This window comes from Streptomyces sp. NPDC042100 (genome assembly GCF_055582325.1).
The window spans coordinates 64,467-83,694 of record NZ_JBVJDK010000024.1; the positions used below are offsets into that span (position 1 = coordinate 64,467).

Genomic DNA, 19,228 nt, shown 5'->3' on the forward strand with positions numbered 1-19,228 from the left:
GCGGCGCCTGGCCGAGACCGAGGGGTTCGTCCTCTCCGAAATGTGGGGCTTCGGCGGCGAGCGCCCGTGGAGCGACGTGTCCACCGCTCTGGAGCCACTCCTCGATCATCCAGATGACAGCGGTGACGACCTCTCACCTGCCGAGTGCGCGTCGATTCTGGTCCGGCTGGAGGCGATCACCGACCAGTGGGCGCGAGAGGGCGGCGACCAGCTCCTCCAGCAGCACATCGAGGACGCCCGCCAGCTGTCGGGCGTCCTGCGACTCTGTATCGAGAAGGACGTCCCACTGGCCTTCCTCTAACGCCCACCGACCGCGGAACCCACTTACGGGACAACCCTTAAAGCGTGTTGCAGAAGGTCGTGTCCGGGCAGGTCAGGGCCGGGTTTGTGGCCGGTCTGGTCATGTGGCGAGGGCGAGGTTGTGCATGTGGGCGACGGCCTGGACCGCATGGTGGAGGCCGCTGCCGCGCTGGCGACAGTCGCGGAGGATCTTGTAGTGCTTCATGCGGGCGAAGGCGTGCTCGACACGGGCTCGGACCTTGCGATGCTCGGCATTGTCCTCTTCCTCGCCGGGCAGCAGGGCCCGTCCGGGGCGTTTGCGGTGCGGGACGACGAGGCCGGTGTTGATGTAGGCGCCGTCGGCCAGCACGGTCACGCCTTCGCAGTGCTGGGCCAGACCGGAGTCCCGCCAGGCCCTCGCGTCGGCGGTGTTGCCGGGGACCGGCCGGGCTGCCGCGATGACCAGTTTGGTGTCGGCGTCGATGATGACCTGCACGTTCGCCGAGAACCGGTAGTTACGTGAGGACGCCCCGGTCTTGCGGTCACGGACCGGGATCAGGGTGCCGTCCACGATCCACAGCCGCTCGGCCACGTCGGCCGGGCGGGTGGCGGGCTCGATGGCCAGGAGTGGTCGCAGCCGCTGAATGACGCGGCACACCGTCGCCGGCGAGCAGCCGAACAGCGGCGCGAGCTGCCGCATCGTGAGGTTCGTCCGGTAGTAGACGGCCACGAGCAGGACCCGGTCCGCCAGCGACAGGCACCACGGCCTCCCGCCACCGGGCCCGTCCCCACCCCGTTCACGCACAACCTTCAACAGCCGCTCGAACTGCCGCATCCGCAGACCCGTGAACGTCTCCACCCACAACGGCTCAGCCCTCAACACCCCACGCATACAAAGAAAATGCCCGCCACGCAGCCTTCTGCAACACGCTTTAGGCTCCCGCCATGCGAAGAAAAGTGATCATCGTATTCCTCGGCCTGTTCTTCGGCTCCCTGGTCTCCTTCGTGAACGGGGCGTCCGACCGGTACAGCGGGATCGGGGAGGCCATCGCGGACACACCGCCGGCCTTCGTGGCACAGGTGGTCAGCCCGGTCATCGGGGGCGGTTGGGGATGGGCCGTGTTCGGCGTCCTCATCGGACGGTGGGCCGTCCCGGCCCCCCACGCCCACGCCCCTGACCCGTCGCACGCCCCCGCCACCCGGGCCGGCGCCTCCACCGCCACGCCCGTCACCGTCACGCCCGCCCCGACCGTCCGCTCCGGTCTCGGCCGGGCGGCGGTGGCCGGCGCGGTCTCGTTGGGCCTGGCGACCACCACCTACTACCTCACCGACACCGTCGTGCGGGCGGAGGCGTTCGCCGGCTACGGTCCGGAACTGCTCCTGTGGGTGCTGATCGGGCTCGTGGCCGGCCCCGTCCTCGGCGTGGTGGGGGCCCTCACCCGGAGGCGGGGCGGTCTCGGGTTGGCGGCCGGTCTCGTGGTGCCGGCGGGAGCCGTCGTCGAGTACCTGATCCGCCCCACGAGCATCCAGGTGTCGACCGGGAGGGTCGTCGCGGACATGGTGGTGCTCGCGGTGGCCCTGGTCCTCACGGTGCTGGTGGTCCGCCGGTTCGTCCTCGACCGCAGTCCCCGTACGACGCGGGCCCCGCAGGTCGCCCCCACGGCCCGCGCGGAGGACGGGCACGGGCAACGGACCCCTTGACGGAAAGCCCTTCCCGGCGACGTTCCCCGCCGGACCCGGTTTCCGGGCGGAGGGCATTTCCTCGTGTTCAGGCGTACCCGCCGTTCGCCCGTGCCCGCGCCCGCGTCCGGTTCCCGAGGTCGCCGTCGGGCCGGTGGGGCGCCGCTCCGACGGCGACGGACAGGACCAGGAGCAGGTCGGAAGCAGGCGAGCGGCGGTTCAGGAGCAGGTGACGGTGACCTGGGCCTCGTACCCCTCGCGGGTCTTGTCGACACGGCTCGCGGTCTCCACGCATTGGTGCGCCGCGTATCCGGCCAGGCCGGCGAGCGCGTACGCCTCGGCGCGGGCGTCGTGGAGGGCGGTGGACTGGCTCGCCCAGCTCTCCCCGTAACCGGTGAACGACCGCGCCGAAGCGCTCCGTTCGGCGGTGACCGCGGTCGCCGCCACGTGCTCGGCGGGCGCCCGCTCGGCCCGGGCCGACCCCGCTCCCAGCCACCCCGTGACGGCCACGGCCGCCACCGAGAGGGCGACCGTCGCGGCCCGGCCCCAGCCCGTTCCGCGCCCCGTGCCCTTGCGCGCGCCCGCTCGCGTCCCGTCGCCCATCCGGTCCTCCCCACCTCGTGACGTCCGGTCCGACGCCGGCCGTCCGGCCCCGGCCATCGAACCAGCCCCGCCGCGCCCCGCCAAGCCACCATGCTCGGCATCGCCCGGATGCGCAACCTTGCCCTCGCCGGATAAGTCAGCGGGCCGTACGGCGGCCGGCTCTGCCCGAGGCAATCCGAAGATCATTTACGGGACAACCCTTAGGGCTCGTAGGTGTCGAGGACGGAGGGCTGGTTCTCCCGCTGGCCGGTGAACCGTTCCTCCGGGCTTGCGGCATCGGCGCACTGCTTGACCGTACGGTAGGTCATCCTGAGCCGCCGCCGATGGGGCGCCGGCTGTGCCCTGCCGTCAGCAGGGCGTGGACGACGGCGTGCCGGGGGCGGGAACCTTCCGCGCAGACGGATCGGCGTGCCCGCGACGGCCTGACGACGAGCTTGCCTGACGGGGGTAGACCGGCGGGGAAAGTGCAGGTGACAGCCGTGTCGCCCGCCGCGCCCACCTCGCCTGGACACGCCGCCGCCCCGGCCGGGAGACCATCCTCCGGCCGGGGCGGCGGCATGCTCGCCCGTTTGCGGCCGTCCGACGGACATGTGGGTGAACCCCCACTCCCGCACCCGGGCCGGCTCCAGCGGCCTCGGGGTGGTGCCGACGGGTCGAGTCCTGCTCGGGCAGCCAGCCCCTGCCGGTGCGCCTTCCACGCCCGCGGCGACCGCTGCTACCGCCGACCGATCCGTTCGCCTCAGCGCGATGTTGCCTTCTCTCCTTCGGAGAAGGGGACCTTGGGCCCTGCATCCTTCCCGGCAACGCCGATAGAGTGACGGCATAACGTCATATGACGTTAGGTCTCGGGTGCGGATACCGGACCCTCCCGAGCTCGTCTTCGAAGAGGAAGCGGCGACCGTGTCGATCAACTACCGCCGACCGGACACCTATCCGTGTTCCGGTGGGGCCTCAGAGCGCGGAGCCCCTCCGCATCACCCGTCGGCCCCGCCGATCGTGACCGCGGCGGTTCGCTCGCCGAGGGAGGGCTGATGGCTATCCGAGAAGCGGTCCGGCCCCAGGCCGGACCCCGCCTCGACCGGCTGCCGAACAGCCGGTTCCACTGGACGGTCTACTGGATGGTCGCGTTCGGTCTCCTCGTGTCGTGGAGCAACGCGATCGGCGGGCTCGTGCTGGCCCAGCTCAAGGAGGTCGGCTGGACGGACAACGGCACCACGGCCGTCTTCACCTCGCTGACCAACGTGGGCATGTTCCTGGGCGCACTCCTGGGCGGAGCCGTCGGCGACCGGGCCGGGCGCCGCAACGGCTACATGGCGTTCGTCGCCGCCCATGTCCTGAGCCTGGTGGTCGGCGCGCTGTCCCCCGGCATGACGTTCCTGATCGGGGCACGCTTCTTCCAAGGGCTCGCCCTGGGCGGCCTGTTGACGATCCTGTTCGCGTCCTGGACCGAGTACGTCCCCTCGCGCGACCGTGGCACGTGGTCCGCCCGCGTCTCCTTCCTCGGCAACTGGTCTTACCCGATCGCCTCGTTGATCGCGAGCGTGCTCTCGTCCCTGGTCGCTCCGGGCCTCAACTGGCGTGTCCAGATGATCATCCCGGCGGTCCTGTCCACCGTTGTGCTCATCGTCGTCTGGAAGCGCTTCCCCGAGTCGCCCCGCTGGCTGGAGAGCAAGGGCCGCTATGAGGAGGCCGAGGCTCTGCTCACGGACATCGAGACGTCGGTACGGGCGGCCGGCACGGCCGATCTGGAACCCGTCGAGCGGCCCCGGCCAGGAGAAGCCGGCGGGGGCCCGGCCGAGTCTCGGGAGATTCCCTACCGGGCACTTTTCCAAGGCCAGTTGCTCAAGCGCGTGATCCTGGGCTCCTTCGTCCTCATCGCGATGAACGTCATTCAGTACACGCTCATCAACTGGCTCCCCACCATGCTCCTGGACCAGGGCATCGACCTGAAGGACTCGATCGTCCTCAACACGATGAGCATGTTCGGCGCCCCGATCGGCATCTTCATCGCCGTCTTTCTCATCGAGCGCATCCCCCGCAAGGCGTTCGGCATCGGCCTGCTCCTCGTCATCGCGGTCCTTGGCTACGTGTACAGCCTCCAGACCAGCGTCACGGCTCTGTCCGTCGTCGGTTTCTTCCTGATCACGTTCGTCTACATGTACGTCTGCTTCGCCTCGGCGGTCTACGTCCCCGAGATCTGGCCCACAGCCGCGAAGCTCCGGGGTGCGGGCCTTGCCAACTCGGTGGGCCGTGTCAGCGGCATCGCCGCCCCGTTCGCGGTGGCCGCCCTGCTCTCCAGCTCCGGAATGCCGGGAGTCTTCCTTCTTCTCGGCGCGACAGCGCTCGTGACGGCGCTCGTCATCCTCGTCCTCGGCACGGAGACCCGGGGTGCCTCCATCGAGGAGATCTCCGCACTCGACTCCGAGTAGTTCCTCCGCGTCCCGCACATTCCTCAACCCCAGAAGGGCATCGACAATGAAGGCACTGGCCAGGTACGGCAAGGCATTTGGCGGATACCGGCTCATCGACGTACCGAAGCCGACCGTCGGCGAGGAGGACATCCTCGTCCGTGTCCGCTCGGCGACGATCTGCGGCGCGGACATGAAGCACTTCCGCGTCGACAACGGCTCCGACGAGTTCAACTCCATCCGTGGCCACGAGTTCGCGGGGGAGATCGTCGAGGTCGGCCCGAAGGTCACCGACTGGAGCGTCGGCCAGCGCGTCGTCTCCGACAACACGGGCCGGGTCTGCGGCACTTGCCAGGCGTGCGAGCGCGCCGACTTCCTCGTCTGCCAGAACAAGACGAACATCGGCCTCGACAACAACCGCTGGGGCGGCGGCTTCACCAAGTACGTCATCATCCCCGGCGAGATCCTGCGCATCCACCGCCACGCGATCCGCGAACTCCCCGATAACGTCACGTACGAGGAGGCGGCGGCCGTCGAGTCGCTCTGCAACTCCTACAAGTCCGTCGCCCAGCAGACCTCGCTCCTGCCCGGCCAGGACGTGGTCATCATGGGCGCGGGCCCGCTGGGCCTGTACGCGGTCCAGGTCGCCCGGATCATGGGGGCGACGAACATCGTCCTGGTCGGCCTGGACGCCGACGTCACGACGCGCTTCCCCAAGGCGCTGGAGTTCGGTGCGACCCATGTCGTCAACGCCTCCCAGGAGGACGTGGTCGCCCGCTGCCAGGAGATCTGCGGCGCGGACAACCTGGGCGTGGTCATCGAGTGCTCGGGCGCGAACGCCGCGCTCAAGAACGCCATCGAGATGGTCCGCCCCAACGCCGAGATCGTCCGCGCCGGCATGGGCTTCGCGCCGCTGGACTTCTCCATCAACCGCATCACCGAGTGGAACATCGCGCTGCTCGGCCACATGGCCTACGACTCCACGACCTGGCGCAACGTGCTGCGTCTGGTGGCGTCGGGGCAGCTCGACACCGCCTCCATGATCACCCACCGGTTCGGGCTCTCCGAGTGGGAGAAGGGCTTCGAGGCGATGGCCAGCAAGGACGCCATCAAGGTCGTGCTGACGTACGACTTCGACGACTGACCGGCTGGGCGGCTGGTCGGTGATCCGAGGACCAGCCGCCCCCGACCCGCATGACCCGCATGACCCGCATGACGTCGACGAACAACCGCAGGAAAACCGAAAGGACGGCACCGTGCTTGCCGACATGAACTTCTGGCTCCGGGACGCGCAGGAGAAGGGGTACGCAGTTCCGCACTTCAACACGTGGAACGCGGAGATGCTCATGGGCGTCATGGACGCCGCCCACGAGGCCGACGCGCCGGTCATCATCTCCTTCGGGACCGGGTTCGTACAGAACACGATCTTCGAGGAGTTCGCTCCGATGATGGTCTCGATGGCGACCCACGCCCATGTGCCCACCATCCTGCACTGGGACCACGGCCGCAGCTTCGAGATCGTCCTCAACGCCTACCAGCACGGCATGAACGCCGTGATGCGCGACGCCTCCAAGCTCTCCTTCGAGGAGAACATCGCCGAGACCAAGCGCGTCGTCGACTTCTACCACCCGCGCGGCATCCCGGTGGAGGCCGAGCTGGGTCACGTCGGCGACCCGGGGAAGTACGAGGACGTCCTCGCGGACTACGACTACACCGACCCCGGCCAGGCCGAGGAGTTCGTCAAGCGGACCGGCTGCGACGCGCTCGCCGTGGCGATCGGCAATGTACACGGCCCGTACAGCTCGACCCCGCGCATCGCCTTCGACGTCCTGGAAGCCGTTCGCGACGCCGTCGACGTGCCCCTGGTGCTGCACGGCGCGTCCGGCATCCCGGACGCCGACGTCAAGCGCGCGGTGTCCCTGGGCGTCGCCAAGGTCAATGTCCACGCCGAGCTGGGCCAGGCCGCGATGGACGCGGTGCGCGAGGACCTGACGACCAACTTCGTCACCACGCAGCTCCGGGTGCGCGACGCCCTCAAGCGGCGGGCGCTGGAGAAGATCGAGCTGCTGGGCGCGACCGGGCGGGCGTCGGCGATGCCCCGTACCGCCGAGGAGTCCGCCGTGCAGGCGGCCCCGGTCCTCACCGCCGGCGGGTCCTGCACCTGACCACACCCCTGACGGCCTCCCGGACGACGGCGCCCGGGAGGCGGTCCACCCGCCCCCGGGCGGGAGCACTTCCGACAGCAGATGAGGCAACGTGGCCCCACGACCCGACCCCGACCCCCACCCCGCCCCCGGGCGCGCTCCCGGCCTCGACGCCCGGCACGCGCTCGACCGGCTCGAACGCATGCCGGTGAGCCGGTGGCACTGGAACGTCTTCTGGATCCTCGGCTTCGGCCTCCAGTTCAACGGCTTCCTGAACTCCTCGGGAAACGCGGTGCTGGCGGACCTGGCGGCGCGCGGCTGGTCCGACAACTACCTGAACGCGCTGTTCGCCTCGGCGACGATGGCGGGCTTCTTCGTCGGGTCGCTGGTCGCCGGTTCGCTGGGCGACCGCATCGGCCGCAAGCGCACGTACGAGCTGTGCATCCTGGTGTTCGGCGCGTTCGCGCTCGTCGCCGCGCTCGCTCCGGACATGGGGGTCCTGATCGTCTGCCGGGGCCTCATGGGGATCGGCATGGGCGGCGGGATCGTGCTGGGGTACGGCTCGTTCACCGAGTTCGTACCGGCGCGGGTACGCGGCACCTGGGGGGCTCGGATCTCCCTGCTGGGCAACCTCTCGCCGCTGATCGCGGCGGCCGTGGCGGCGGTGCTGATCCCGGTGGCGGGGTGGCGCTCGACGTTCGCCGTGGGCGGGGTGGCGGCCTTCGTGATCGCCGCCGTCGTGCACCGCCGGCTCGACGAGTCACCGCGCTGGCTCATCGGGGCGGGGCGCGTCGACGAGGCGCTGGAGATCATCGGGCGGGCGGGGGGCGGGAGCCAGGCGCGCGAAGGGGTCGCGCCTGGTCCGGGCACGGGCGGTGGCCCCGCGTCCGCCGGGCCGAAGCCGCCCGTGTCCATGTTCTTCCGGGGAGACCTCGGCCGCCGTACGCTCGTCGCCACCGCGACCCTGATCGCGATGAACCTCTCGCTCTACACGATCACCGTGTGGGTGCCGACGATGTTCGTCAACCGGGGCATCGACATCCGCAGTTCGCTGACGATGTCGATGGCGATGATGATCGGCGCGCCGGTCGGTGTGTACATCTCCACGCTGATCATGGACCGCTTCCCCCGCCGGGTCCTGGGCAGCACGCTCATCGTCGCCGTCGCGGTCCTCGGGTACGTCTACTCGCTCCAGCGGAGTCCTGTCGGCGTCGTGGCCGTCGGGACGCTGATGATGGTCGTCCTGTACATCTACAACAGCTTCGCGTCGGCCGTGTACGCCCCCGAGGTGTGGCCCACCGAGTACAAGATGCGCGGTCTCGGCATCGCCAACTCCATCGGACGCGTCGTCGCGGTCGTCTCGCCCTACCTCACCGCGTGGCTCCTCACCGACTTCGGTCCCGTCGCGGTCTTCGTCGTGCTCGGCGTGCTGCTGACGGCGTGCGCCCTGGTGCTGGCGGTGCTGGGCATCGAGACCAGGGGCCGCACCTGCGAGGAGATGGCGGCCCGGCTCGACGAGCCCGGGACGCGGCCCGAGCCGTCGGCGGTGCGGGCCGAGGCGGTGGAGGTACGGGCCGCCACGACGGTGGTACGGGCCGGCACGACGGCGGTACGGGCCGGCACGACGGCGGTCCGGGCCGACGCGGGCGTGCCCCCGTTCCCCGTGCCCCCGGCCCCCGTACGGACCCCCGCGCCACCGGTGCCGCCCTCCGCCGCCGCCCCGTCCGCCGGACCGGCCACCCCGGTGGCCCGTCCCCAACCCCGTACCGACCCCCCGATCAGCAGCAGTGTCAGGAGGACACGATGAGTGAGAACACGGTGAGTGAGAGCTTGGCGAGCGAGAACCCGGCGAGCGAGAACACGCGGGCGATCCTGCGCGAGCCTGGCACGATGGAGATCGAGGAATGCCCGCGTCCGGCGCCCGGCCCGCACGAGGTCCTGATCAAGGTCGCGCGGGTCGGCATGTGCGGGTCCGACATCCACGGCTTCCGGTTCGGCCCCTACATCCCGCCGCAGCCGGGCCAGAGCGTCGGGCTCGGCCACGAACCGGCGGGCGTCGTCGCCGAGGTCGGCACCGGGGTGACCGGCCTCGCGGTCGGCGACCGGGTCTGTGTGGAGCCCGGACAGCCCTGCCGCACCTGCGAGTTCTGCCTCGCCGGTCACTACAACGTCTGCCCCGACATGGACTTCATGGCCACGGCCCCCAACTACCGGGGCGCGTTCACCGAGTACCTCACCCACCCCGCCGACCTGGTCCACCCCCTCCCCGAGGGCATGACGCTCGAAGAGGGCGCGCTCGTCGAGCCCGCCTCGGTGGCCACGCACGCGGTCTCGATGGCGGACGGCCTGCTCGGCCGGACCGTGGTCGTCCTGGGCAGCGGCGCGGTCGGCCTGCTGACCCTCATGGCCGCGAAGGCCGCCGGGGCGAGCCGGATCGTCGTCGTCGACATCCAGCCCGGCCGCCTCGCCAAGGCCCGGGACCTGGGGGCCACGGCCGCCCTGAACGGCGCGGACGAGGACGTCGCCGAGCAGATCCGGGCCGTGGTGGGCCCGTACGGCGCGGACGTCGTCTTCGAGACGGCCGGCGCGGTCCCGACGCTCACGCTCGCCCTCCAGGTGGTCAAGCGCCGCGGGAGGCTGCTGGTCGTGGGCACGGTGCCGGGCGCGGCGCCGGTGGAGTTCCTCAAGATCAACCGCGAGGTGCGGATCCAGACCGTCTTCCGCTACTGCGGCGACCACCCGGCCACGATCGAGCTGATCCGCTCCGGCGCGCTGCGGGCGGCGGAGATCGTGGACAAGCACTTCGGCTACGCCGACATCCAGGAGGCGTTCGAGTTCGCCGCGCACCACGCGGACGCGTTCACCAAGGCGGTCGTCGTGGTCGACCCGTCGGTCAAGTGACGGGGGCCGCACCGATGGAACCGATGAAGCAGAGCACCCCCACGAAACCGGTTGAGCGGAGCACCCGCCCGCATCCGACGAAGCGGAGCACCCTTACCGCCGCTCGCGCCGTCGATGTCGTGTGCGTCGGCTCGTCCGTCGTGGACATCCCGCTGCGCCCTGTGGACCGCTCGGTGTTCGACACCGTGTCGTACCCGGTGGCGGACATCTCGATGCGGGTCGGCGGGGACGCGCTCAACGAGTCGATCGTGCTGGCGCGCCTCGGTGCGCGGGTGGCACTGGTGACGGCCGTGGGGGACGACGCGGCGGGCCGGTTCATCACGGACTCCGCGCGGGCCGAGGGCGTCGACACCGACGGCGTACGGGTACTCCCGTCCATGACGACCTCGCTCAACATCGGCCTGGTCCAGCCCGACGGCGAACGCACCTTCATCACCAACCGCGCCGGCAGCCTGTGGACCACGCGCGAGGAGGACCTCGCCCTGCCCCCGTCGCTGAACGCGCCGATCCTCGCCTTCGGCAGCATCTTCAACAACCCGCTGATCGGCGGCGCGTGGCTGGCCGACCTGTTCGCCACCGCGCGGTCCGCCGGGACGACGGTCTGCGCCGACATGGTCCCCAGCCGTACCGGCGCCACGATCGACGACATCGCCGACGCGCTGGCGCACCTCGACTTCTTCCTCCCGAACGCGGACGAGGCGACGGCCCTCACCGGCACGCGCGACGCGGACGAGGCGGCGGACGCCCTGCTGGCGCGCGGGGTGGGCACGGTCGTCCTCAAGCTCGGCCGCCGAGGCTGCCTGGTGCGCTCCGCCGGCACCTCCGAAGTCGTGCCCGCCTTCGTACGGGACGACCTGAAGGATCTCGATACCACCGGCGCCGGCGACAACTTCGCGGCGGGCTTCATCCGAGCGCTGAGCGAAGGCCGGCCGGTGGCGGAGTGTGCGGTCTTCGCGAACGCGGTCGCGGCGGTCTCGGTAGGCGGACTCGGAGCGACGGAGGCCGTGCGTAGCAGGGCGCAGATCGACACCTTCATCAAGACCCACGCCCGCCACAGCCCGCGATAGATCCATCCCGGCTTCTGGCGGCCACCGTGATGACACACATGACTCAAGGAGTGAAGACAGCAGTGAAGATCGGCAACCTGGAGAACGTCTCCCGGATCGGACTGGGCACCTGGGCCCTGGGCGGTGGCCCCGCGTTCGGCGGAACCGACACCGAGGAACAGGGCGTCGCAACGGTCCGCGCGGCGACCGGTCTCGGGGTCAACCTGGTGGACACCGCGCCGGGTTACAACTTCGGCCGCAGCGAGGAGATCGTCGGCAAGGCGCTCGCCGGACGGCGCGAGGACTACGCGATCGTCACCAAGTGCGGCCTGGTGTGGGACCGCGAGGGCGCGTATTTCAACACCGTAGGCGACCGGGTACTGAACCGGCTGCTGACCCCGGAGTCCATCGAGCGGGAACTCGACGCCAGCCTGGACCGCCTGGGCACCGATCACGTCGACGTCTACATGACCCACTGGCCGGCCATCGAACCGTACGCGACCCCGATCGCCGAGACCGTCGGCTTCCTCACGGAGCTGAAGTCGAGCGGCCGCATCAAGGCCATCGGCGCGGCCAACGTCACCTCCGCACAGGTGCGCGAGTACCTGGAGCACGGTGAACTCGACGTCGTCCAGATGCGCTACTCCCTGCTCGACCGCGCCGTCGAGGAGGACCTGATGCCGGTGTGTCTGGAGAACGGCGTCGCCGTCCAGGCCTACTCACCGCTGGAGATGGGCATTCTGGCCGGCGCCGTCCCGCGCGGCTACGTCCCCCCGAAGGGCAACGCCCGTGCCGGCAAGCTCTGGTTCGCTCCGCGGAACCTGGAGCGCGCGCTCGACATGCTCGACTCCTGGGCCCCGCTGCGCGAGAAGTACGGGTGCGGGTCGGCGGACCTGGCGATCGCCTGGCTCCTGGCGCAGGACCCGCGCGTCTCCGTACTCAGCGGCAGCACCACGCCGGACGAACTCCGCGAGAATGTACGGGCCCTGTCGATCGAGCTGACCGCCGAGGACGCGGCCTGGATGCGCGCCTACGCGGAGAGCCTGCGCCCCTGACCCGAACGCGGCGGACGCGGAGACGGACGGTTGCCGGCCCGTCCCAGCCGTTCACGCTCGTCTCCCTCACCTGACGCGAAGCCGCCTGTCGAGCCCCTCGGCTCAGCGGGCGGCTTCGCGGCGTGCACCCTCGTGGCTCGCGCTGCCGCAGGGTCGAGCGCTATACGACGTCATAGCCGAACCGGTACCGGCTCCCGGCGATGTACTGCCGCCCTACGTAGATCAGTTCACCGTGCTCATCGAGCATCTCGCGATGGAACAGGAACAGCGGGTCCCCGACGCTCACGGCGAGGTGCACGGCCTCCCTCTGGGTGGCGGCGACGGCGTCGAGGTAGGAGTTCTCAGACCTGCCGATGACGACACCGTGCGCGGCGAGGGTCTCGAAGAGCGAACCCTCCAGCGGCTCGGACAGGAGAAAGGAGAAACGCGCCGGATAGTAGTTGTTCTCGATCATGATGGGCGCGCCGTCCGCGTAGTGAACGCGCTGGATGTAGACGACCTTCTCGCCCTCGAACTCCGGGCGGGCCGGTACGTCGGCGGGCACCACGTCGAGCAATTCGCGGCTGACAACCGTCGCGGACGGTGTCATGCCACTCGCCCGGCATGACTCGGTGAAGCTCGCGATGTGCTCGATCTTCCGGGAGAAGACCTTGCGGTCACGAACGTACGTGCCCTTGCCTTGCCGCTTGACCAGCATCCCGTTCTTCGAGAGCTCGTCGATGGCGCGCCGGACCGTGATACGGCTGACGCTATAGAGTTCGGCGAGTTCCGGCTCGGTAGGAATCCGTTGCCCGGCACGGAACCGGCCCGCCGCGATCTCCGCGCCCAAGGATCGGACGATCTGGGCGAACAATGGCTCACCGCTCGACCGGTCGATGGCGGGCCCGGGGAACCGCTTCGCAGACATTGGTGGCATCCTCCTGGGGAAACTGCGTCGGCCCGGTGTATTCGTGCTGTTCACAGCACCATCGCGACATCACCCACTGTACCGAGGGCATCGGGACGGCCACCCCGCCGACGGGCCCCGATCACCGGCTTGCCCTGACGGTCGCCAGAGACGACAGCCGAGTGCGTTCCGGGGCCCGGCTCCCGCGCGCCACCCCGACGCCGCTTCCCAACGGGACGCACCGACGGCCCCCGCCCTTTCCACGGTCACGACGCCAGATGCGGAACGCGGATGACTGCCCGGTCCCGAACACCTCGCCGGGCGGCGGTGCGGCCGTTCTCAGGCGACGTCGCGGACGGACCAGTGGCAGCGGTCCCTCGGGGTCGGTTTCGGCTCCGCGGTCCGATACGCCGGCGGCGCGCGGTGCCGCGAGCGTGGGAGGGGCGAGTGCCGGGTGCGGGGAAGGCGCGCTGGTCGGGCCCCAGCCGGCCAGGTGCCGAAGCCGAGCACGCCGACCCGTGCGAATCCGCGGTTTCCGAGCGCTGGCCCGCCCTGGAAGCACGCCTTTTCCCGGCGGCCGCGCAGGATCCCCGGTCCTGGCCGGATCCGGAGGATGCGATGCGGGGCCCGGGGACGCACTTCGGCCATTCTCCGTGATGGAACGACAACGGGCTGAAGCCCAGCCGGTGCATCAGCCCGGTGGCGCCCGAGACGCCGTACGAGACGTGGAACTTCCGCCCGATCAGCGTGGCCACCCGCGAGGCCGTCCACATCTGGTCCTCCACCCAGCCGTGCGCGGCCGGACCCTGGTCCAGGTACGCGGCGAGCTTCTCCGGGCAGCGCGGGGACAGGCGGCACCGCGACCCACCCGGGCCGCGCGATGCCAGCGCCTCGATCCCGCCGTCGCGCCACAGCTGGTGCCACTGGTAAGGCGACTTCGAACTCACCCGCAGCCGCCGGGCCGCCTCCGCCGGCTTGACCTTCTGCTCGAACAACTCGGCTGCCTGCACCCGCACCGACTCCCGGCGCAGCTGTCCCGCGGCGGTCAGCCCGCCCCCATCCGCATATCTCACACACCATCGGATGCAGCCACCACTTCAGGCTCGTCAGACACTTCGCACAGGTTCACCCTGACGAGCCGAGGCCGGTAACGCGCGTAGGGGCGGACCAGCCCTCGTCGTCGAACTGACCCGTGGCACCGTGGCCCGTGGCCGGCTTTGGCCGGAAGGTATCGTCGAGTGATTTCGATCTTCTCCGCTCGGGCCCGGCAGGCGCACGCCGACAACCGCGCACGAGCGGCTCGACACGAGGAGGGGGCCAACCATGCGGAGACGCAAGACGTTCACCCTGTTGCTGGCATTGCTGGTCGCACTGGGGGTGGTGCGGCCGGCCGTCGCCGATGCGCCGTCACCGAGCACCGCACCGGTCGTCCGGTTCCTGAGTTACAACATCTGCGGAAACAGTGACAACAAGGACTCCTGCTCCCTGACTCGCGAGGTCGAGGAGCGGCGTGACAAGGTGGTGCGGGAGGCCCGCGGCTGGAAGGCGGACCTGATCTTCCTGCAGGAGGTCTGCAGCCAGCAGTACGACGGGATCCTCGGCGCCCTGAAGCCGGAGGGGTACGAGGGCTATTTCGTCCCCACGCTCACGCGCTCCGACGTGTGCAACGTGAAGGGCCTGAACGGTACGGTCACCAACGGTGCGTACGGCATCGCCGTCCTGGCCAAGGGGCCCCTCACCGGCGGCACGGGCGTGCGGCTCGACCCGGACAACGCCTACACCAACACGTACTCCGGTCCGGAGGAGTGGTACGCGGCGTGTGTCGAGGCGAAGATCCAGTTCATCAAGACACGCGCCTGCTCCGTCCACCTCTACCCGCAGTATTCGAAGACCAGCGAGCACCCGGTCATCCCTTCGGACATCAACGCCACGCAGGCGAAGAACCTCGCCGCGAACCCCTGGCTGAACACGGGAACCCCCGTGGTGCTGGGCGGCGACTTCAACCCGGTCAACCGCAACCCGGGCGGCAGCAGGGCCAACGCGCCGCGGTCCTCGGACCTCGACCCGTTCTACCGCCCGGCCCTGGGCGGGACGGGACGCTTCATCGAGACCGACGAGACGGATGCCGACCACTTCGACTGCGCGGCCCCGCTCCCGGCCGCCTGCCGGTCGGGTGAGTTCACGAACTACGACGCCAGCCGCGGCACCCAGGCCAAGCTGGACTACGTCTTCGTCGACGAGGCCCACTTCAAGAACGTGGCAGCCGACGCCAAGGACCGCGACCCCCGCATCTCCGACCACTATCCGTACCTCGGAGCCGCGACGTTCTCGCACTGCAACAACGCCACCGACGGCAAGGCCGACATGCTGCGCCGCGACGCCGCCGGCGACCTGTGGAGGCACTTCGGCCGCGCGGACGGCAAGATCGCGGCCGACCCGTGCAAGATCGGTGCCGGCTGGACCGGCATGCAGCACATCGCCCGCACGGGACCCGTCGGCACGGGTGGTGTCGAGAACCTCTACGCCATCGACGGCGCCGGCAATCTGCGCTTCTACCCCGGTGACCCCACCGAGCTGTACTTCCGGGCACCCCGCACCCTCGGTGGCGGCTGGGGCGACGTCCGCACGATGGCCGTCAGCCCCGACTCCGACGGCGACGGCAACCCCGAGCTGATCGTCCGGCGAGACAACGGAACCCTGTGGCGCGTCCCGACCCAGCAGGACGGCACCGTCGGCACCCCGGTGAACCTCGCCAACGCCGAAGGCTGGGGCACGGGGGTCTACGACACGATCCTGGCGCCCGGCGACATCAACGGCGACAGCCGACCCGACATCCTCGCGCGCTCCCTCCCGGCAGGTGACCTGTTCCTCTACGCCGGCAAGGCCGACGGCACCCTGGCGGCCCGCACCCGGATCGGAACCGGCTGGAACATCTACAACACCATCGTGGCCCCGGGAAACCTCGACGGCGACGGCGACGGCCGCCCGGACCTCCTCGGCCGCAAGCAGAACGGCGACATCTTCTTCTACGCCGGCACCGGCAACGCGGCCTCTCCCTTCGTCAACCCGCCCTGGCCCCACCAGGACACCGACCGCAGTGGCTGGGGCTTCAACCCCACCGAGCTGCTCTTCTGACGCAGCCCACCCCACTCCTCGCGGCCGGCCGCGGACGCCGCAAGGAGTGGGGTGGGCCACCGGCCCCATGGCTGCTTGCTGAGGGCGCGTCGCCGATCCGGCCACGATGACCCACGTATATCCGCACCGCCTCAGAGATCACCACGGAATCACTGATCCGCACCTCCGCGTGCTCGATGATCCCGTCCTTGCCCGCGAGGCAGGCGAGTTCCTTCGCGCCGAAGGCCCTCTTCATGAAGTCGATGAGCTGCACCGTGTCGCGCGAGATGATCCACGGGGTCACGGTGCTGTAGTCCTGGGGAACCGGCTTGACGGACATAAGTGCCTCCTGGGGCGAGTGCCTTACGTGCTGGTCACGCCAATCCGCATCTAGGCCAGTTCCGGTCCTAAAACCCATCCCGCAGACCGTCCCGCCCGGCAACGCCTCGGCCAGTCAAGACCCGGTGATGGCCGTGGCAGTGGTTCACCTGCGGCCGGCCGGGACGTTACGCGGGGGCATCAGCGGTGGCCGGTGAGGAGGCGGCCGTGTGGGGCATGTTGGCGAGTTCGGCGGGCGCCGACAGCATCGGCCAGTGCCCCGTGGCCAGGTCGAAGCGCCGCCACGGCGGCTGGTTGAGGAGGGCGAGCATCGGCACCCCGGCATCCAGCAGGCCCGTGAAGTCGCGGCAGGTGATCAGGACGCGGTCCACACGGGGCCCGGGCTCGGCGGGGCCGGCGAGGCGCTGGGTGGAGGTGCCGAACGGCTGCGGGGTGGCCCGTACGCGCAGCACGTCCCACTGGTCCTCGTCCAGGCCCGTCGAGGCCGCCGGCCAGGCCCAGGGCTCAGAGCCAGGTGTAGTTCGCGTCGGTGACGGCGTCCAGGGCGGCGTTGGCGACGGCGGAGCGGGGGCTGGCGAGGGCGGCGAGGGCGGGGCCGATGGGCGGGAAGACCGGCAGCTCCGCGGTCTTGCGGTAGTCGATCCACTCGATCACGCCGACCTCGTGGCGTCCGTCGGGCAGCTCGTCCAGCTCCTGCTCGGCGAGGGTCGCGCGGACGCCGGGGCTGATGTGGAAGCGGTAGATGAGGTGGAGCTTGCGCGGGGGCGGGGTCGGGCCGGGCCGGGTGACGCGCTGGTCGACGACCCACATCAGGTCCCCGCCCTCGGCGAGCGCGGTGTCCAGGCCGAGTTCCTCGGCGAGTTCACGGGCGAGCGCGGCGTCGAGGTCTTCGCCGTCCTCGACGTTGCCGCCGGGCGGGGTGTAGTGGGTGGAGTCGGCGCGGTCGCGGCGGATGAGGGCGACGTCGTCGCCGCAGAACACCAGCGCCCCGGTCCGGATCTTGATTCGGGAGAACGGGGCGGGTGTCGGGGTGTTCGTCATGGCGGCCAGTATCTCGGCCGGCGCCCGCATACCGGGTGGGATTCGCCCCGGCTTCACCCGGCGCCCGGCGCCCGGGGTTTTGAGTCCGCGTGCCGACGGTCAGGAGAGAGCGGGGAGGCCCGGCAGAGCGAACGCCTCGCGGCCCTGACTCATGCTGGTGTGCTCCATCCAGCCGTCCGGCAGACGCGGGACGTGGCAGGGGTCGAGTTCCTCGGTCAGGAGGCTCGGCGCGGTGGTGGCCGGGTTCTTCTTCCCCGCGACCGGGACCGCGACCGCGATCGGGAGCCGGCCGGTGGGGGCGAGTGGGACCGGGGTGATGCGCCAGATCCGCCCTCGGCCGCCCAGTAGGGTCCGTCGGCGTTGCTGATGCGGTGCAGCCGCACGTTCCTCACCCGGTGCGGCAGGGTCAGTGCGCCGTTGAGGGCGGCCCGCACGGTGGTCGCCGTCGGCTCGGCGTGGTCGGAGGTGACGTGCAGGTACTCGGTGCCAGGGAGGGAGTAGACGGGCTGGGTGCGCTCGTCGAGGCGCTCGATCACGGTCTCGGGCAGCTCGCCGGTGGCGGGTTCGCGAGAGATGAGCGGGTGCGGGCCGCAGGTGAGGCCGTGGTGGCCGGCGAGGTGGGTGTCGGTGAGCGGGTGGATCCCGGCGAGCAGGGCGAAGCGGAGGTCGCAGGCGGCGGTGGCCGCGCCGTGCCCGAGCGCGTCGAGCAGTGGCCGGTAGGTCCGCAGGGCGGCGGCGAGGTCGTCGATGGACGTCTGCCGGTTGGTGCCGGATCGGCCGGTGGAGCCGAGGGTGTGGGGGTGATCGAGAAGCGGACCCCGTCGAAGGAGCCGGCGTGCTCGGCCACCAGCCGGCCCGGCGTCAACGCGGGTTTCCCCTGCGCGGAGACACCGTGGCGAAGTCCGCGTCCCGGAACAACGCCCGCAGCTCGTCCCGGACCCGGATCGCCAGGCTCCCCTTGGGAGACGTCCTTCGGGCCACCCGGACCGTCCCGGCCGGAATCTCCGCCGGCTCCTCCATGCGCGACGGCACGGACGCCCTCCCCGAAAAGCAACGTCGGCCTGCACGACCACAACCAGGTCATGAAGGCCGACGTCATGTACGGGGCCCGGATTCGCCAACGGCGGCAGCTCCTCTCAGCTGTACGGGCCAAGTGGGAGATGACCATGGCGTGGTGCTGCGATCAGGCGCTCGGAAATGCTGGAAAGCGCTATACCTGAACGGCCCCGGTTCAGCCGCCGGACTCGCCCGCGTGGGGGCTGAGGACGTCCGTGCCGACCAGGATGAACAGCAGGATGCCGAGCAGGATCCGGTAGATCACGAAGGGTATGAAGAACTTCGTGGTGATGAACTTCATGAACAGGGACAAGATCCCCTCTCCCGGCATCGCACGCCATCTGGACAACGCCCTGGGCGCTCAGGGCAAGCTGGTCCAACTGGCCCACGAACAGCGCCGGCTCCGCCAGGGCGAACAATCGCCCTCCGCAGCGACGGCATGCGGCGGCCTAGCTGTATTGATCACGAGCGTTGTTGACACTGGTTTGGTCTTGAGCATGGCGAAGACCTCCGGTGGGGTGGGAGCTGTCTAGGAACTCATCGCACGGAGGTCTTCGTGGCCCACCGTAATGCCCGGCTGGCTGTCTTCGGTAGGAGACTGCTGGTCGAACGTGTCTGCTCAGGCCGTCCGGTCGCTCATGTGGCCGCCGAGATGGGCATATCCCGGGCCACGGCC

The 19,228-nt window shown here is 70.3% G+C and carries 16 protein-coding genes and 3 pseudogenes; 12 read left to right on the forward strand and 7 right to left on the reverse strand.

The features are described 5' to 3' along the window. Positions 1-76 precede the first annotated feature (76 nt). Positions 77-301, forward strand: coding sequence for a hypothetical protein (locus ACZ6J5_RS34410; protein WP_469397868.1), 225 nt, complete (start codon positions 77-79; stop codon positions 299-301). A gap of 99 nt (positions 302-400) precedes the next feature. On the opposite strand, the gene ACZ6J5_RS34415 is transcribed toward ACZ6J5_RS34410, so the two are convergent. Next, complete coding sequence (locus ACZ6J5_RS34415; RefSeq protein WP_469397869.1) at positions 401-1,171, reverse strand: transposase family protein; 771 nt, start codon at positions 1,169-1,171, stop codon at positions 401-403. Positions 1,172-1,224: 53 nt separating this feature from the next. Here ACZ6J5_RS34415 and ACZ6J5_RS34420 point away from each other — a divergent pair, with 53 nt between their 5' ends. Continuing rightward, the gene (locus tag ACZ6J5_RS34420) at positions 1,225-1,980 is read left to right on the forward strand and encodes a DUF6518 family protein (protein WP_469397870.1); all 756 of its coding nucleotides are present in this window, start codon (positions 1,225-1,227) and stop codon (positions 1,978-1,980) included. A gap of 198 nt (positions 1,981-2,178) precedes the next feature. Here ACZ6J5_RS34420 and ACZ6J5_RS34425 read toward each other — a convergent pair whose 3' ends face one another. Beyond that, a complete protein-coding gene (locus ACZ6J5_RS34425) occupies positions 2,179-2,562 on the reverse strand; it encodes a hypothetical protein (RefSeq protein ID WP_469397871.1) in 384 nt (127 codons plus the stop codon). Positions 2,563-3,593: 1,031 nt separating this feature from the next. Between ACZ6J5_RS34425 and ACZ6J5_RS34430 the strand changes: the two genes are divergently transcribed. The 7 genes from ACZ6J5_RS34430 to ACZ6J5_RS34460 all read left to right on the forward strand — a co-directional run bounded on the left by ACZ6J5_RS34430 (position 3,594) and on the right by ACZ6J5_RS34460 (position 12,116). Next, the gene (locus ACZ6J5_RS34430; protein WP_469397872.1) at positions 3,594-4,991 is read left to right on the forward strand and encodes an MFS transporter; all 1,398 of its coding nucleotides are present in this window, start codon (positions 3,594-3,596) and stop codon (positions 4,989-4,991) included. Positions 4,992-5,037: 46 nt separating this feature from the next. After that, the gene (locus ACZ6J5_RS34435) at positions 5,038-6,114 is read left to right on the forward strand and encodes a zinc-binding dehydrogenase (protein ID WP_469397873.1); all 1,077 of its coding nucleotides are present in this window, start codon (positions 5,038-5,040) and stop codon (positions 6,112-6,114) included. A 112-nt stretch (positions 6,115-6,226) separates the two neighbouring features. Beyond that, positions 6,227-7,135 carry a class II fructose-bisphosphate aldolase gene (locus tag ACZ6J5_RS34440; protein ID WP_469397874.1) on the forward strand — a complete coding sequence of 303 codons (909 nt, stop codon included), beginning with the start codon at positions 6,227-6,229 and terminating at the stop codon, positions 7,133-7,135. A 91-nt stretch (positions 7,136-7,226) separates the two neighbouring features. After that, a complete protein-coding gene (locus tag ACZ6J5_RS34445; RefSeq protein ID WP_469397875.1) occupies positions 7,227-8,921 on the forward strand; it encodes an MFS transporter in 1,695 nt (564 codons plus the stop codon). Continuing rightward, positions 8,918-10,015: an NAD(P)-dependent alcohol dehydrogenase gene (locus ACZ6J5_RS34450; RefSeq protein ID WP_469397876.1), complete on the forward strand. Its 1,098-nt coding sequence runs from the start codon at positions 8,918-8,920 to the stop codon at positions 10,013-10,015. The genes ACZ6J5_RS34445 and ACZ6J5_RS34450 overlap by 4 nt, the downstream gene beginning before the upstream one ends. Before the next feature lie 119 nt (positions 10,016-10,134). Next, positions 10,135-11,082, forward strand: coding sequence for a carbohydrate kinase family protein (locus ACZ6J5_RS34455; RefSeq protein ID WP_469397877.1), 948 nt, complete (start codon positions 10,135-10,137; stop codon positions 11,080-11,082). 62 nt (positions 11,083-11,144) lie between these two features. Continuing rightward, positions 11,145-12,116 carry an aldo/keto reductase gene (locus ACZ6J5_RS34460; protein ID WP_469397878.1) on the forward strand — a complete coding sequence of 324 codons (972 nt, stop codon included), beginning with the start codon at positions 11,145-11,147 and terminating at the stop codon, positions 12,114-12,116. 160 nt (positions 12,117-12,276) lie between these two features. Here the strand turns inward: ACZ6J5_RS34460 and ACZ6J5_RS34465 are convergent, their stop codons facing one another. Both ACZ6J5_RS34465 and ACZ6J5_RS34470 read right to left on the reverse strand, forming a co-directional pair. Next, a complete protein-coding gene (locus tag ACZ6J5_RS34465; RefSeq protein ID WP_469397879.1) occupies positions 12,277-13,023 on the reverse strand; it encodes a GntR family transcriptional regulator in 747 nt (248 codons plus the stop codon). A gap of 644 nt (positions 13,024-13,667) precedes the next feature. Next, positions 13,668-14,075, reverse strand: a pseudogene (locus tag ACZ6J5_RS34470) (helix-turn-helix domain-containing protein); the annotation flags it as partial. A 250-nt stretch (positions 14,076-14,325) separates the two neighbouring features. Here ACZ6J5_RS34470 and ACZ6J5_RS34475 point away from each other — a divergent pair. Next, positions 14,326-16,137, forward strand: coding sequence for an endonuclease/exonuclease/phosphatase family protein (locus tag ACZ6J5_RS34475; RefSeq protein ID WP_469397880.1), 1,812 nt, complete (start codon positions 14,326-14,328; stop codon positions 16,135-16,137). A 485-nt stretch (positions 16,138-16,622) separates the two neighbouring features. Here ACZ6J5_RS34475 and ACZ6J5_RS34480 read toward each other — a convergent pair whose 3' ends face one another. Both ACZ6J5_RS34480 and ACZ6J5_RS34485 read right to left on the reverse strand, forming a co-directional pair. Beyond that, positions 16,623-16,907, reverse strand: coding sequence for a hypothetical protein (locus ACZ6J5_RS34480; RefSeq protein WP_469397881.1), 285 nt, complete (start codon positions 16,905-16,907; stop codon positions 16,623-16,625). Between the two features lie 52 nt (positions 16,908-16,959). Next, positions 16,960-17,496: an NUDIX hydrolase gene (locus ACZ6J5_RS34485; protein WP_469397882.1), complete on the reverse strand. Its 537-nt coding sequence runs from the start codon at positions 17,494-17,496 to the stop codon at positions 16,960-16,962. A gap of 470 nt (positions 17,497-17,966) precedes the next feature. On the opposite strand from ACZ6J5_RS34485, the gene ACZ6J5_RS34490 reads away from it, so the two are divergent. Beyond that, positions 17,967-18,716, forward strand: coding sequence for a hypothetical protein (locus tag ACZ6J5_RS34490; protein ID WP_469397888.1), 750 nt, complete (start codon positions 17,967-17,969; stop codon positions 18,714-18,716). 11 nt (positions 18,717-18,727) lie between these two features. Here the strand turns inward: ACZ6J5_RS34490 and ACZ6J5_RS34495 are convergent. Further along, positions 18,728-18,859, reverse strand: a pseudogene (locus ACZ6J5_RS34495) (undecaprenyl-diphosphatase); the annotation flags it as partial. A gap of 249 nt (positions 18,860-19,108) precedes the next feature. On the opposite strand from ACZ6J5_RS34495, the pseudogene ACZ6J5_RS34500 reads away from it, so the two are divergent. Further along, positions 19,109-19,228, forward strand: a pseudogene (locus tag ACZ6J5_RS34500) (IS481 family transposase); the annotation flags it as partial.

Coding starts and splice junctions, on each gene's coding strand:
- ACZ6J5_RS34415 (WP_469397869.1), bottom strand. CDS start 1,171: ATGCGTGGGGTGTTGAGGGCTGAGCCGTTGTGGGTGGAGACGTTCACG.
- ACZ6J5_RS34420 (WP_469397870.1), top strand. CDS start 1,225: ATGCGAAGAAAAGTGATCATCGTATTCCTCGGCCTGTTCTTCGGCTCC.
- ACZ6J5_RS34425 (WP_469397871.1), bottom strand. CDS start 2,562: ATGGGCGACGGGACGCGAGCGGGCGCGCGCAAGGGCACGGGGCGCGGA.
- ACZ6J5_RS34430 (WP_469397872.1), top strand. CDS start 3,594: ATGGCTATCCGAGAAGCGGTCCGGCCCCAGGCCGGACCCCGCCTCGAC.
- ACZ6J5_RS34435 (WP_469397873.1), top strand. CDS start 5,038: ATGAAGGCACTGGCCAGGTACGGCAAGGCATTTGGCGGATACCGGCTC.
- ACZ6J5_RS34450 (WP_469397876.1), top strand. CDS start 8,918: ATGAGTGAGAACACGGTGAGTGAGAGCTTGGCGAGCGAGAACCCGGCG.
- ACZ6J5_RS34465 (WP_469397879.1), bottom strand. CDS start 13,023: ATGTCTGCGAAGCGGTTCCCCGGGCCCGCCATCGACCGGTCGAGCGGT.
- ACZ6J5_RS34475 (WP_469397880.1), top strand. CDS start 14,326: ATGCGGAGACGCAAGACGTTCACCCTGTTGCTGGCATTGCTGGTCGCA.
- ACZ6J5_RS34485 (WP_469397882.1), bottom strand. CDS start 17,496: ATGACGAACACCCCGACACCCGCCCCGTTCTCCCGAATCAAGATCCGG.